The sequence below is a fragment of the Staphylococcus sp. 11262D007BW genome, from assembly GCF_053547815.1.
Genome location: NZ_JBPWPJ010000001.1, coordinates 1,230,910 through 1,245,150, shown reverse-complemented (window position 1 = coordinate 1,245,150; position 14,241 = coordinate 1,230,910). Strand labels below are relative to the sequence as shown.

The window sequence follows — 14,241 nt, the reverse complement described above, 5'->3', positions numbered from 1 at the left end:
TATCATAAACATCAGACAGGGTCATGTCGGTTTTTTAATCAAATCGTAGCGTGTATAATAAATGTAATAAAGATATTTGGAGGGCTTATTATGAGTAAACCCACACATTTAGCGCTATTAAAAGAGCTTGCTGAGTTTTTAAATGAAGAAACTGAAATTCAGTCCATGCTTGAAGGGGCCATTAATTATTTAATAAAGGGTAGTGACTTTACGACTGGATGGATCTTTTTTATTGATGATGAAGGGTATCATACATTAGAGGCAGATTATGCGCTTCCTAAAGCATTGAGTAATCATTCATGTAAATATCTTAAAGAAGATACATGTTGGTGTGTTCAAGCCTATCATCGACAAAAGTTAACGAAAGCATCTAATATTATTAATTGTTCTCGGATTAATTATGCTAGCCGTGAATTTGAAAATGAAACAGACCATATTACACATCACGCAACAGTGCCATTAAGATCGGGGCAAGAACAATTTGGTTTATTGAATGTGGCCACACCACATACTACCATTTATAGTGATGAAGATTTAGAACTATTGGAATCAGTGGCATTTCAAATTGGTTCTGCCATTAAACGCATATATCTGACAGATCAAGAAAAAGAAGCGGCTCGTATCAATGAACGAAATCGTTTAGCTCGAGATCTTCATGATTCAGTCAATCAGATGTTATTTTCATTAAAGTTGACGGCACATGCTGCTAGTCAAATTACAAAAGAACCAACTTCACAAAAGGCATTCACACAAATAGAACAAACCAGTCAAAATGCGGTGAATGAAATGCGAGCATTAATATGGCAATTAAAACCAGTTGGCTTAGAAAATGGATTAGTGTCGGCTTTAAAAGAGTACGCGAAAGTGGTAGGTATGACGCTGTTGGTTGAAGTTCATGGGTTAATTCAGTTAGAAAATCAAACCGAAACGCATATTTATCGTATTATGCAAGAAGCGATTAATAATACAAAAAAACATGCAGGTATAGATGTTATACATATCGATATCTCGCAAGGTGAGAAAATGATGACGATTAACATATGGGATGAAGGCACAGGGTTTGATATGACGCAAGTTGACTTTCACGCTCATCATGGTTTAACAAATATGAAACAACGACTCAATGTTTTAAATGGAAATATTGAGATTGACAGTCAAAACGGCACTCAAATTAAAATAACGATACCAGTGGAAACATAAGAAAGGAGCCTTTTCATGGCGCAGATCGCTTTAGTAGATGATCATTTTATTGTAAGACAAGGGTTAGAATTTTTATTATCTACCCAAGAAAATATTGAAGTAGTTGGAAGTTATGATGATGGAGAACAATTATTAAATGACTTACATGAGCAAACGATTAAACCAGAGCTTATTGTAGTTGATTTAGTGATGCCTAAAATGAATGGGATTACGCTTATCCGTCAATTAAAACAACATGACCCTAATATTAAAGTATTAGTTTTAACGAGTTATGTGGATGATGAACATGTTATCTCTGCTATCAACGAAGGGGCAGATGGTTATGAAATGAAAGACGTTGAATCAGAAGAATTAATGAAAACCATTCAAACAGTATTAGATGGGACACGTATGATTCATAGGGATGCACAACAAGTTATTGATAGTGCTTCTAAAAAACCTCATTTTGTTAATAAACTATCGAAAAGGGAAATCGAAGTACTTAAAGAAATGGTTAAAGGAAAAACCAATAAGGAAATTGCGGAAACATTATTTGTATCTGAAAAAACAATAAAAACGCACGTCAGTCACATATTTAATAAACTCAATGTAACAGATCGTACGCAAGCTGCTATTTATGCCATGGAAAATAAATTAATATAGTTTATTTTAATTAAAAAGGGTGGGCGATAAAGTGTCTTTAAATGCAAGTTTTTAAAGTCATAGATAAGAAGTATGCCCACCCTAACATCTGTCTAATATTAAGCTGATGTGATTAAATATGGTTCAATATGCACAATTGTTTCAACTTCTCCAAGATGATTTTGTAATTTACGCTCAATATCATCTGAAATCTCGTGACTTTCAATGACGTTAAGTTCGGGATTTACCGCCACTGTCACATCTATATAAGAAAGGACACCATGACTTCTTGCTTTGATATCTCTAATTTCTTGAATTCGATCTATTTGTGAAATGATTTGACGAATATTTTCTAATTCTTCTTCATCATAACCATCTGTAAGTGTAATCGCTGTTTCTTTAAAGATATCGATACTTGTTTTCATAATAAGTAGGCCAATAATAATAGCCGCGAGTGTATCGAGCATAGGAATGCCTAAATAAACGCCGATAACACCGACCACAGTACCTATTGAAACGAGCGCATCTGATAAATTATCATAACTTGCTGCTTTAAGTGAGCTACTCTTTACCTTTTTAGCTAAATTCCTATTAAAAAGAAATACAGCAAACATGACAATACTTGATAAAATACCCACTACGATTGAAGAAATACTTGGGCTTGGAAAATTACCATTATAAAAGTGCTGAATACCAGTAATAATGACTTGTACACTGACTGCAAACATAATAAAAGAAGCAATTAATGATGCGATGAATTCGGAACGATAATGTCCATAAGGGTGATTTTTATCAACGGGCTTCATTGAAATTTGCAATGCAATTAATATAGCAACAGAACTAATGACATCAGTTGCATTATTAATACCGTCAGCCATTAAACCACGACTATCTGCTATCCAGCCGTAAAATAATTTTACCAATGTCAGTAACAAGTAGGTCACAATACTGATGGTTGCCCCTTTTTTGGCTTGTGAAATTTTATGATTTAATTGCAAATAAAAACACCTCATATTCTCTTTGTCTTATTAATTATACCATCATCTTACATCAATAAATCAATATCTAATATTTAAGAGGAAAATATTTATTGCCAATATCACAATTTTCAGACTATAATTAATGTAATTAACAAAGGGGGAATTTTAAATGAAATTAAAGGGGTTAACATTTAAAATTATTATTGCTTTAATCGTAGGTATTATCTTAGGTTCAATATTTAATTTTTATGAATCGACGCAAGCGGTCTCGTTTATTGATAAATACATATTGAATGTGATAGGTGAGATTTTTCTAAACTTAATCTTTATGCTGGTAGTTCCTGTTGTTTTTGTTTCAATTGTGTTAGGTGTTATTGGAATTGGGGATCCAAAGTTATTAGGTGGGATAGGTTTAAAAACAATCCTATTCTTTTTATGTACAACTGCTTTGGCTATTTCATTAGCAATGGGTCTTGCTTTATTGATTAAACCAGGAGAGGGACAATCAGAATTATTAAAAAGTGAAGAAGTCGCATCATATCAAAAAGAGTTACAAAGCCAACAAAGTGCTGATGATTCACCGATGAATCAAACGTTTGATCAAACTTTAATTAGCTTCTTTCCAAAAAATCCGATTCAAGCAATGACAGAAGGGAACATGTTACAGGTCATTACATTTGCTATTTTTATAGGCATCGGCATCATGATGGTAGGTCAAAAAGGAGAAAAAGTCCATCGCTTCTTTGAGCAATTAAATGAGGTGTTAATGTATATTATATCTATGATTATGAGAAAATTTGCACCTATTGGTACTTTTGGTCTAGTGGCTCATGCTTTTACAGGGGCAGGATTTGGTGCGATTCGTCAATTAGGACTTTACTTTATTGTCGTATTAATTAGTTTATTTGTACATTTCTTTGTGGTCTATGGTGGTGCGATTAAACTGTTGACTAAACGTAGCCCATTCGCATTTTTTAAAGGATTTTTGCCTGCTATTACAGTAGGATTCGGTGGCTCAAGTTCAAATGCAGCCTTGCCAGTATCGATGCAATGTACTCGCAAAATGGGGGTCAGACCTGAGATTTCTTCTTTTGTTCAACCTTTAGGGGCGACAATTAACATGGATGGGACAGCGATTATGCAAGGTGTGGCGACTGTATTTATTGCGCAATTATCTGGTACGAATCTTTCATTATTACAGCTGATCACAGTGGTAGCAATTGCAGTGATCGCGTCTATAGGTACGGCTGGGGTACCGGGAGTCGGGTTAATTATGTTAGCGATGGTATTGTCAGCAGTAGGTTTAAATCCAGCGGCTATAGGTATTATTTTAGGAATTGATCGTCTGTTAGATATGACGAGAACCGCTGTTAACATTACAGGTGATGCAGCTTGTGCACTTATATTATCTGAGAGAGAAAAAGAAAAATTTAGCCAAACTGTTTCTTCATAATGTGTTGAAAAACAGAAAAGTTGAGGTTGAATGAATCTTAAAAGTTTAGACCAAAAGTTCATTCACTCTCAACTTTAGTAATGAAAAAGGTTAAATGTTGAATGTTTATACTCAATATAAGTATATTAATGAGTGGTTTTTCTATGTTATGTTTAACCCTCATTTTGAACATATTTTATACGACTATGTACGACTTCAAAAATAATAATAATGAGACAAAGTACCGCTATTTTTAAAGATTCTTCATGCCAACCATATAGAATTAAATCTGCTACAAATATTAATAGAGAGAAAATGCTAGCAACAATATTAAATAACCAATGCGAATGTTTTAATACTCCAATGATAATCAAAATGGCAAGTGCTATACTCAAAATCCATATAAAAACCAGATGAACCACTCCTAAATTTGATAATGAACGTTTCAAATATATGATAGATTTTAGTATAACAGATAAATTTTGTCTATTTGTATTCTATGTACTAGATCATTTTAAATTGTTATTAGAGTTTTGAGACTATTATGGCTTTTTATGCAAACGTTTATTTCAAAAAAACAGTCTTTTCATTTACTGTGATTTGTATTAATATGTAATTTGTGTTTCAAGAATTGTGTATAATTGCAATATCTTGTGTACGGATAAATTATGCGTAGAAAGGTAGTTTTCATAAATGGACAGACAAAACTTTACAGAATTAATTCAAACGAAATTTAAAATGGTACGTATTGAAGCGGGATATACGCAAGATACGATGGCACATACAATAGGTTTATCTAAAAAAACATTAGTACAAATTGAAAAAGAACGCGTATTACCAAACTGGACAACTTGTGTCTCAATTTGTGCTTTATTCAGAGATTCTGAAGTATTAAATAGTACATTTGGATGCGATCCTTTAGAAATAGTACAATCAATTTCACGAAATCAAGCAGCTTATCCAAAACATTCTACAGTTAGTGATATTTATTGGGATACTTTAGATACAAAAGGTGGATATATTTTACAATCTAACAAAGTTAGTGAATTATATCGTGTATTAGATGAAGATAAACAACCAGTCTTTGGAACACCTAAGTTAAGAGAAGCTGAAACATTTTTTCAACGCCAAATTAAAGAAGAACTTATTCGTGCTTAATTGAAAGTAAGACATACGAATCTTATAGTGTTTGATAACATACCATGTCAGTGTGCCAATTAAAATACATGTTATAAATAGATAAAGTGCCGGAACCGGGTACATCATAATTGTTAATTTTAATTAATTTTGGGTAAAATAATAGATATTGGATGCGAGACAAAATCCTATTTAGAGCAAGAGTAGGTTTGACGTCTCGCTTTTTTAAATGAAAATATAAGGAGATATATTATGCAATCATTTTTTATTGTCATTGCAATGATTATAATTGGTGCCATAATTGGTGGAGTAACGAACATGATTGCGGTCAAAATGTTGTTTCATCCATTTAAGGCTTATTACATTTTTGGAAAACGCATTCCATTCACACCTGGTCTTATTCCCAAACGACGTCATGAAATAGCGAGTAAAATTGGACAAGTCGTTGAGGATCATTTGTTAACTGAATCACTGATACGTGAAAAAATTACCTCAACTCAGATGCAAGACACTATCCAACAAACTATACGCCAACAAGTAGAAGTACTAAAACAAGATGACTATACGTTGCAATCCATAGCTTCAAACTTTGATGTTGATTTAGCTGAAAAAGGAAACTTATGGATTGACTCATTTGTAGATAAACAATTAACCGCCCAATACAAAAAGCATTATAATGAGGCGATTGATCAATTAATCCCGAATACAATTGTAGAAAAAATAGACACTACTATGGAAGATATGCATTTAACGTTATTATCACGTGTTAAAGCTTATCTTACTTCAGATAAGGGTTACTCAGATATTTATGAGATGTTAGAGTCGTTCTTTTTAGAAAAAGGTAAAATTGTCGGCATGTTACAAATGTTTATGACAAAAGAAGCAATTGCTGAAAGGATTCAAGTTGAACTATTGCGTCTTATTGAGCAGCCCAAAGCTCAAAGAATTCTTAAAAACCAAATTTTAAAAGAATATGAGCGCTTTAAATCTTTACCTTTAAATGAATTAATCAATGAACCTCAATTTGAGTCGATTAAACACCAAGTGAATGACTTAATTATTGAGAAAATAGACCTTAATCAACGTGTACATCAACCACTTCATCAATCTGTTCCTTTTATATTTAATATGTTAGATGAACGTGGAATAGAGAAGGCAAGTCACTTTATTATTGATCTTTTAGCTAATCGTCTATCTCAAATCCTTAAAAAAGTGAATTTAAGAGGATTGGTAGAAGAACAAATCAATCGCTTTGATTTAGATTATATCGAAAATCTTATATTTGAAATTGCGAATAAAGAACTTAAATTAATCATGCTTTTAGGTTTCATATTAGGGGGAGTTATCGGTTTATTCCAAGGATTGATTGCAATCTTTGTATAAGAATAAAAAATGTGGTATTGTAAGCAAGGAAAGAGATTGAAAGCATAAAAAACAATCTTGTACACATACTATTTAAATAAGGAGCGATAGACTTATGGCTGTAAATTTATATGATCATGCTAACAAATTAGAACAAGCTTTACGCGAAAGTGATGAATATCAAGCAATTCAAGAAGCGTATAACAAAGTTAAATCAAATGAAGCGTCTAAAAAATTATTTGATGAATTCCGTGAAACGCAATTAAACTTCCAACAAAAACAAATGCAAGGGGAAGAAATTGCTGAAGATGAGTTGAAAAAAGCTCAAGAACAAGCTCAAGAAATCGAAAAAGATGAAAATATTTCTGAATTAATGGCTGCTGAACAAAAAATGAGCCAAGTATTCCAAGAAATCAATCAAATCATCGTAAAACCATTAGACGAAATTTACGCTGACTAATTTCGATTAATGTCGTTAATTGAAGATTTAATGATTTTCACATTAGAGGTTGAGACATCCCTGTTTCAACCTCTTTTCCTTTATTAGGAAATGTTCTATGATTGAAAGTTCCATCCTCTTTATTTTACATACTGTTTAACTTAAAATTATGATAAAATATAAGAATACATACAAATTAAAGTTGAGACATTGCAAAAAGGTTATTTTAGCGTTTGAATTGATGTTTTCATCACAAATAGTGACTACTTTATGCGTTGTTTCGACTATATTTAAAGGAGAATGTATGAATGGTAAAATTTATACACTGTGCAGATTTGCATCTCGATAGTCCATTTGTATCTAAACACTATTTTAGTCCTCATATTATTCAAGATATTGAAAATAGTGCCTATGAAAGTTTTAAAAACATTATTGATTTAGCACTAAGAGAGGAAATTGACTTTTTAATTATTAGTGGCGATTTATTTGATCAACGTAACAGAACTTTAAAGGCTGAAGTATTTTTAAAGGAACAATTTAATCGCTTAAAGCAAGAACAGATTTTCGTTTATATTATTCATGGTAACCATGATCCATTATCCTCACGTATTACGACCGATTTACCAGAGAACGTTACTGTATTTTCTAATAAAGTTGAAACTTATCAAGCCATTACTAAACGTGGTGAGACGATTCATTTTCATGGATTCAGTTATCAAAATAACGAAAGCTATGAAAATAAAATTGATGAATACCCAACAAATGACACACGTAACGTCATTCATATTGGCTTACTACATGGTACATACAGTAAATCGTCAACATCGGATCGCTATACAGAATTTAGACTAGAAGACTTAAATGCTAAGTTGTATCATTATTGGGCATTAGGTCACATACACAAGCGACAACAACTCAGTGATTTACCTCAAATTCATTATCCGGGCAATATACAGGGACGTCACTTTAAAGAACAAGGAGACAAGGGTTGTTTAATAGTCGAAGGTAATCATATTGAACTTACGACGCGCTTTGTACCAACGCATTTTATTCGTTTTGATAGTGCTACGATTAAAGTTGAAGATGTCAATCAACAACATTTGTATGAAGCTATTCAAACATTTAAAGAGAGTGTTCGTCATCTAGGGCGTGCAATATATCGTTTGACTGTAAAGGTGAGTGGAGATAATTATTTTGACACTCAAACCATTCAACAAGTTGAAGCGATGATTGCAGAATATGAAGAAAATGAACATCATTTTATTTGTATCGATGAATTATTCATTCAATACACTGACATGAAACAAAGTTCTATTGTAAATGAGTTTTCTGACGCGTTACTAGCGGAAGATCACATTTTCGAAAATGCAATGAATGATTTATATATGAATCCTAAAGCTTCCAAGTTTTTGGATAATTATCAGCAGTTAGATCGTAAAGACTTAATTGAGCGCGCAGAAGCGATGATGAATGCTGAGTTAAAGGAGGACAAGTAAACCATGAAAATTAAATCAGTCGAAATATATGGTTATGGTCAATTTGTCCAAAGAACAGTCGAATTTAATCCATACTTTACAGAAATATATGGAGAGAATGAAGCGGGAAAATCTACATTACAAGCGTTTATCCATTCGATATTATTTGGTTTTCCTACAAAAAGGGAAAGTGAACCGCGTCTTGAACCAAGAATGGGGAATCACTATGGTGGACGTATTACTTTATTAATGGATGATGCTAGTGAAGTGGTTGTTGAACGCGTTAAAGGCGCTGCGCAAGGTGACGTTAAAGTCTACTTGCCGAACGGTTCAATAAAAGATGAAAAATGGTTGAACGAACAATTGAATTACATAGATAAAAAGCTATATCAATCTATATTCTCCTTTGATGTATTAGGTTTACAAGATATTCACAAACATCTTACTGAAAATCAATTGCAAAACTTTTTAATGCAAGCTGGCGCCCTTGGTTCGACAGAATTTATTGGTATGAGGGATTTGATTAATCAAAAAAAACAAGAACTATATAAAAAGAACGGTCAAAACCCTGAAATCAATCGCCAAGTTGAAGAGTTGAAACAATTAGAACTTCAAATTCGCGATCAAGCTACAGAACTTGAAACATACCAACGTTTAAATGAAACTCGAGATAAATCTCAAAAACGCTTTGATACGATTAAACAAAATTTGAGTCAATTGAATCGTTTATATGAAGAAAAACAAAAAGAACTCGCATTGCACGATCAAGTCCAAGAATGGAAAGGGCTTGAGAGTGATCTTAATATCCAACCTTTAGAGTTTCCAGAACAAGGTATTGATCGTTATGAAGCAGCCAAATTACAAACGCAACATTTAGAAAGGGATATTGGCTTAAGAGAAGAAAAACGTCTACAACTCGAACAGGATAATCAACAACTAAGTTTACCTGAAAAAACGCAATATGACACAATCGAAACATTATCAAAGCAAGAAGATCAAATTAAACAAAAAACATTTGATTTAAAACAAGTTAAACGAGACATTGATTCACATGAACAGGAAATAGAAGGCTTGAAAAGCAATATTGGTTGGGACACGGTTCATGAAGATGTCGATACGTCAGATGTACAAATTAGTTATACAACCGAGATATTAAAAGAGCAACAAAATACAATAGATACGTTGCAACGTCTAAAAGGTAGTGTAGATGACTATGGGATTGAAACGCAATCTTATAATGATGAATTAACAGAACTTGAGGCTCAGCTTGTAACGGATGAAGATTTCGAACAAAAGCAAATTCATGAAAAACAATTATTAGAACTTAATGAAAAACGAAACTTGTTTACTAAAATGAAAGAAAGCTTTGAACGAGAACATGTCGAGCGTATGAAACAAAAGACAATCATACGTACTTTTCTAATCATTTTAGCGTTAGTCTCAGCAGGTTTATCTGTTTTTGCATTCTTCACATCCAATGTCTTATTCGGTAGTATCTTTATTGTGATCGCATTACTAGCAGTGTTGGGTTGTTTCTTTGTTAAAACGAAAGAAATCGGTTATGATCAACAATTTGCTGATGAAATTGCCGAACTCGAGCATGAGGTATCTCAATTAGAAGCAAATTACAATCTTGACTTTAACTTAGAGGATCAATTCCAATTGAGAGATCAGTATGAGCAACGTCAACAAAGTATGACAGTGTTAAAAACGAAAGTACACAATGTTGAACAACAATTATCAAGTACTGAAACTCAATTACAACAAGTTTCGGAAAAGGTTAGCGAAATCAAACAACAATTATATTTATCGGATAAACTATCAAACGATTTATTAGTTGATGCGATTCATACGATCAAAAAAATAAAGACACATTATTCTAAAGTGCAACAATTACAAGAAACAAAAGACGAATTGTCGAATGCATTAACATCATTCTATACACAAGCTCAACAAGATGTTGAAGCGATCATTGGTCGTTTTGATACGTCATCTTTATTTCATGATTTACGTGAATGGTTGCAACGTACACAAAAAGATCAATCTCGTTTTGAGCGTAATGAAGAACAACACTCACTGATCGCTAATGAAATTAAGCATTTGGAATCCAGATTAAAAGAAAATCAACATGTTATTCAAAATCTGTTTAAGTCAATTGGTGCGATTGATGAAGAAAGTTATTATAAACATTATGATAATTATCAAACGTATCATTCTCGTTTGGCAAGATTTAATGATTTGACGAAGTATCTTGAAAACCAGGATTATGGTTATGAAAAAAGTTCTAAATTAAGCGATAAAACAACGGCACAATTAGAATCTGAATATGATAAATTAACTCAACAAATTGATACGTACAATGAGCAATTTCTTGAGTTACAAGGTGAAGTCAGTGATTTAACGGCACAAATTAATCATATGGAAACAGATGATACATTGAGAAACTTAAGACATCGTTATCAAATTTTACGTAATCAATTGAACGAAAAAGCAAAAGACTGGGCAGCACTTAGTTATTTAGAAGCGTTAGTAGATGAGCATATTAAACAAATTAAAGATAAGCGATTACCACAAGTGGTTGAAGAAGCAACACATATTTACCATAATTTAACAGATGGTCAATATGAACAAGTCGCTTATCAAAATGACGAACTCATCGTACGTCACAAAGATGGTCAAGTTTATCATCCAATAGAATTAAGTCAATCGACTAAAGAACTATTATATATTTCGTTAAGATTGAGCTTAATCAAAACACTTAAACCATATTATTCATTGCCGATTATTGTTGATGATGCTTTTGTACATTTTGATGTTAAACGTAAAATGAAAGTGATGAAATATTTACGTGCCTTGCCAGATGAGTATCAGGTGTTATATTTTACATGTAATCGAGATAGTCAAATACCAACAAAACAACTTGTAACTTTAAATAAAGTGAAGCAATAGTATAAGAAAGGCGTTATAATATGAGAAATATAGAAAATTTAAATCCTGGTGATTCTGTTAATCACTTTTTTCTAGTACACCAAGCTGTGCAAGGTGTGACAGCTCAAGGCAAAGATTATATGACTTTAAAATTACAAGACAAAAGTGGCGAATTAGATGCCAAGTTTTGGACAGCGACTAAACAAGATATTGAAACAATTAAGCCCGAAATGATCCTTCATGTGCAGGGAGACCTTATCAATTATAGAGGTAAGAAACAATTAAAAATGAACCGGTATCGCATTGCGGGAGAGGCTGATGGTGTCTCAATTCGAGACTTTATCGATAGTGCACCGTTGTCGATTGATGAAATTAAAAATGAAATACAAGGTTTTATCTTTGATATTGAAAATGCCAATTTACAACGTATTATTAGACACTTATTAAATAAATATGAACAGTCGTTTTATACATTTCCTGCTGCGAGTTCCCACCACCATAATTTCTCGGGTGGATTGAGTTATCATGTTTTAACGATGTTAAGAATTGGGAGTGCTTTATGCGATATTTATCCTAATTTAAATCGTAGTTTATTATTTAGCGGTATTATTGTGCATGATTTAGGTAAGGTGAAAGAACTATCTGGACCTGTAGCAACATCTTATACCGTTGAAGGGAATTTATTAGGTCATATTTCAATTGCAAGCGATGAAGTGGCAGAAGCAGCTAAAACTTTAGGAATAGAAGGAGAAGAGGTGATGTTGCTTCGTCATCTAATCTTGGCACATCACGGTAAGTTAGAATATGGTTCTCCTAAATTACCTCTAATAAAAGAAGCGGAAATTCTTCATTTTATTGATAATATTGATGCACGCATGAATATGTTTGATAAAGCATTTAAGTCTACTGAAAAAGGGCAATTTACAGAACGTATTTTTGGTTTAGAAGGTCGCCGCTTTTATAATCCAGAAAAGCTAGACTAATCAAAAGAGTGAGACTGACAGTTATTATACGTCAATCTCACTCTTTTTTATTTTAAATTGTAGAGAAGCCAGAGTGCATCGATACAAAGGTTCGCCTGCTCGCTATTCGCTCACATGCATAACGTGCACTATCTCACTGCGTTCGAAGTGTTCGTAAGCTCCCGCACTTTGATATAATCCGGCTCCAGAAAGCTGTTCCCTCAACAAAAAGCCCAGGGCGCATAGTGTCAAAGGTTCGCCTGCTCGTTATCACTCGCATGCATAAGAACCACTAATTCACTAAGTTCAAAGTGTTTCTAATGTTGCTTCCTGGGCGATTTTGCTCGGGGCCAAAACGCTTTCTTCCGCACTTTGTTTTAATCCGGCTTCGTGCTGCAAAACTCTCAACAAAAAGAGCGCCTCACTAAAACCAAAGATGGTTTGAGTTCGACGCTCGATTTTGCTCTTAAGAAACGGTTCGCCTGCTCACTTATGTTCGCATGCATAACGACCACTAACTCACTTATGTTCGAAGTGTTCGTAAGCTCCCACACTTTGTTGTTAATCCGGCTCCAGAAAGCTGTCCCCTCAACAAAAAGCCCAGGGCGCATCAATTTGAGAACCAATTGCTGCTTCCTGGGCAATTTTGCTCGGGGCCAAAACGCTTTCTTCCGCACTTTAATGTTACATACTTAGGTTTTGTTGATTCATGCCTGGTGCGCCTTGTGATGATTGTTGTTGTAAAGCTTCAGGGTTTAGGATTGTGTCTTCGATGGCTTTTTTAATGTCGCTATTTTTGTAATCGACTTTATATTCATCAAGTAAGTCTTTATAGGCGTTCGTTAATAATTCTGGGTTGTCTTGAATTTTACTTTGAACGAGTTTTTCTTTAAGTTGTGGTTTTTTATCTTCAAAGTCTGTTGGTTTGTCTGCTCGAATAATATGATAACCATAATCTGTTTTAACAACGTCTGAGATTTCACCATCTTTTAAGTTGAATAGTGCTTTTTCGAATGGTTCTACCATTTGTCCTTTAACGACATAATCTAGGCTACCATTTTTATCCTTACTGGAGTCCATTGATTCTTTTTTCGCAAGGGACTCGAATTTGTCTGGATCTTTATCAAGTTGCTTTTTAATATCATTGATTTTCTTTTTAGCTTCTTTGTCAGATAATCCTTCTTTATCATCTTTATCCTGCTTCACTTTGATTAAAATGTGTGATGCTTTTTTAGTATTATCTTTAATTTCTTTATCAGAAATATCAATTTTATCATCTAATAATTGCTTTTGATATTCTAATGTTTTACGTTGTTCTTTATATTGATCCATTGTTAAGCCTTGTTGTTTTAAAAGGGAATCAAATTGGTCTTTACCACCATAGTTTTCGATTTCTTTATCAACTTCTTTATTCACTTTATCATCATCGACTTTATCGCCATATTTATCTTCTAAAATTTTATCCAGTAATACTTTAAAAGAATTGCTGGCAATTTGCTCATTACCGATTTCTTTCATTACATCTTCTACATTAACATTTCCAGCTTTTGATGAGATAAGTGTTTCATCTTCTGAAGTAGGGGTGTTGTTACCACATGCTGCGAGTAAAACCGCAGTAGCTGAGATAGGTAGCATTATTTTTTTTAGGCTTTTGTTCATCGTGACGTCTCCTTTTTTATAAAGTAACACAAATAATATAACACAT

12 protein-coding genes are annotated in these 14,241 nt (G+C 33.2%); 9 read left to right on the top strand and 3 right to left on the bottom strand.

All coding sequences use genetic code 11. The features are described from left to right. Positions 1 to 90 precede the first annotated feature (90 nt). Complete coding sequence (locus tag ACEE93_RS06070; RefSeq protein WP_449156231.1) at positions 91 to 1,200, top strand: GAF domain-containing sensor histidine kinase; 1,110 nt, start codon at positions 91 to 93, stop codon at positions 1,198 to 1,200. A 15-nt stretch (positions 1,201 to 1,215) separates the two neighbouring features. Beyond that, the gene (locus ACEE93_RS06065; RefSeq protein WP_449156230.1) at positions 1,216 to 1,842 is read left to right on the top strand and encodes a response regulator transcription factor; all 627 of its coding nucleotides are present in this window, start codon (positions 1,216 to 1,218) and stop codon (positions 1,840 to 1,842) included. A 98-nt stretch (positions 1,843 to 1,940) separates the two neighbouring features. Here the strand turns inward: ACEE93_RS06065 and ACEE93_RS06060 are convergent, their stop codons facing one another. Then, entirely contained in the window at positions 1,941 to 2,819 is an 879-nt protein-coding gene (locus ACEE93_RS06060) for a cation diffusion facilitator family transporter (RefSeq protein ID WP_449156229.1), read from the bottom strand. Positions 2,820 to 2,970: 151 nt separating this feature from the next. On the opposite strand from ACEE93_RS06060, the gene ACEE93_RS06055 reads away from it, so the two are divergent. Then, entirely contained in the window at positions 2,971 to 4,254 is a 1,284-nt protein-coding gene (locus ACEE93_RS06055) for a dicarboxylate/amino acid:cation symporter (protein WP_449156228.1), read from the top strand. 152 nt (positions 4,255 to 4,406) lie between these two features. On the opposite strand, the gene ACEE93_RS06050 is transcribed toward ACEE93_RS06055, so the two are convergent. Continuing rightward, on the bottom strand, positions 4,407 to 4,628 hold the full coding sequence (locus ACEE93_RS06050; protein WP_449156454.1) for a hypothetical protein: 222 nt from the start codon (positions 4,626 to 4,628) through the stop codon (positions 4,407 to 4,409). Between the two features lie 298 nt (positions 4,629 to 4,926). Between ACEE93_RS06050 and xdrA the strand changes: the two genes are divergently transcribed. The 6 genes from xdrA to yhaM all read left to right on the top strand — a co-directional run bounded on the left by xdrA (position 4,927) and on the right by yhaM (position 12,557). Continuing rightward, positions 4,927 to 5,391, top strand: a complete 465-nt coding sequence (gene xdrA, locus ACEE93_RS06045) for an XRE family transcriptional regulator XdrA (protein WP_449156227.1) — start codon at positions 4,927 to 4,929, stop codon at positions 5,389 to 5,391. 231 nt (positions 5,392 to 5,622) lie between these two features. Beyond that, a complete protein-coding gene (locus ACEE93_RS06040) occupies positions 5,623 to 6,753 on the top strand; it encodes a DUF445 domain-containing protein (RefSeq protein ID WP_449156226.1) in 1,131 nt (376 codons plus the stop codon). A 94-nt stretch (positions 6,754 to 6,847) separates the two neighbouring features. After that, positions 6,848 to 7,192, top strand: a complete 345-nt coding sequence (locus tag ACEE93_RS06035) for a YlbF/YmcA family competence regulator (RefSeq protein ID WP_449156225.1) — start codon at positions 6,848 to 6,850, stop codon at positions 7,190 to 7,192. 287 nt (positions 7,193 to 7,479) lie between these two features. Further along, a complete protein-coding gene (locus tag ACEE93_RS06030; protein ID WP_449156224.1) occupies positions 7,480 to 8,667 on the top strand; it encodes a metallophosphoesterase family protein in 1,188 nt (395 codons plus the stop codon). A 3-nt stretch (positions 8,668 to 8,670) separates the two neighbouring features. After that, entirely contained in the window at positions 8,671 to 11,595 is a 2,925-nt protein-coding gene (locus ACEE93_RS06025) for an AAA family ATPase (protein WP_449156453.1), read from the top strand. A 20-nt stretch (positions 11,596 to 11,615) separates the two neighbouring features. Beyond that, on the top strand, positions 11,616 to 12,557 hold the full coding sequence (yhaM, locus tag ACEE93_RS06020; protein ID WP_449156452.1) for a 3'-5' exoribonuclease YhaM: 942 nt from the start codon (positions 11,616 to 11,618) through the stop codon (positions 12,555 to 12,557). 663 nt (positions 12,558 to 13,220) lie between these two features. Here the strand turns inward: yhaM and ACEE93_RS06015 are convergent. Then, the gene (locus ACEE93_RS06015; protein WP_449156221.1) at positions 13,221 to 14,195 is read right to left on the bottom strand and encodes a foldase protein PrsA; all 975 of its coding nucleotides are present in this window, start codon (positions 14,193 to 14,195) and stop codon (positions 13,221 to 13,223) included. Between the last annotated feature and the right edge of the window lie 46 nt (positions 14,196 to 14,241).

Excerpts from the sequence above, each read along its gene's own strand:
- ACEE93_RS06015 (WP_449156221.1), bottom strand. The coding sequence starts at position 14,195 with ATGAACAAAAGCCTAAAAAAAATAATGCTACCTATCTCAGCTACTGCG.
- ACEE93_RS06070 (WP_449156231.1), top strand. The coding sequence starts at position 91 with ATGAGTAAACCCACACATTTAGCGCTATTAAAAGAGCTTGCTGAGTTT.
- ACEE93_RS06055 (WP_449156228.1), top strand. The coding sequence starts at position 2,971 with ATGAAATTAAAGGGGTTAACATTTAAAATTATTATTGCTTTAATCGTA.
- ACEE93_RS06040 (WP_449156226.1), top strand. The coding sequence starts at position 5,623 with ATGCAATCATTTTTTATTGTCATTGCAATGATTATAATTGGTGCCATA.
- ACEE93_RS06035 (WP_449156225.1), top strand. The coding sequence starts at position 6,848 with ATGGCTGTAAATTTATATGATCATGCTAACAAATTAGAACAAGCTTTA.
- xdrA (WP_449156227.1), top strand. The coding sequence starts at position 4,927 with ATGGACAGACAAAACTTTACAGAATTAATTCAAACGAAATTTAAAATG.
- ACEE93_RS06030 (WP_449156224.1), top strand. The coding sequence starts at position 7,480 with ATGGTAAAATTTATACACTGTGCAGATTTGCATCTCGATAGTCCATTT.
- ACEE93_RS06025 (WP_449156453.1), top strand. The coding sequence starts at position 8,671 with ATGAAAATTAAATCAGTCGAAATATATGGTTATGGTCAATTTGTCCAA.
- yhaM (WP_449156452.1), top strand. The coding sequence starts at position 11,616 with ATGAGAAATATAGAAAATTTAAATCCTGGTGATTCTGTTAATCACTTT.
- ACEE93_RS06065 (WP_449156230.1), top strand. The coding sequence starts at position 1,216 with ATGGCGCAGATCGCTTTAGTAGATGATCATTTTATTGTAAGACAAGGG.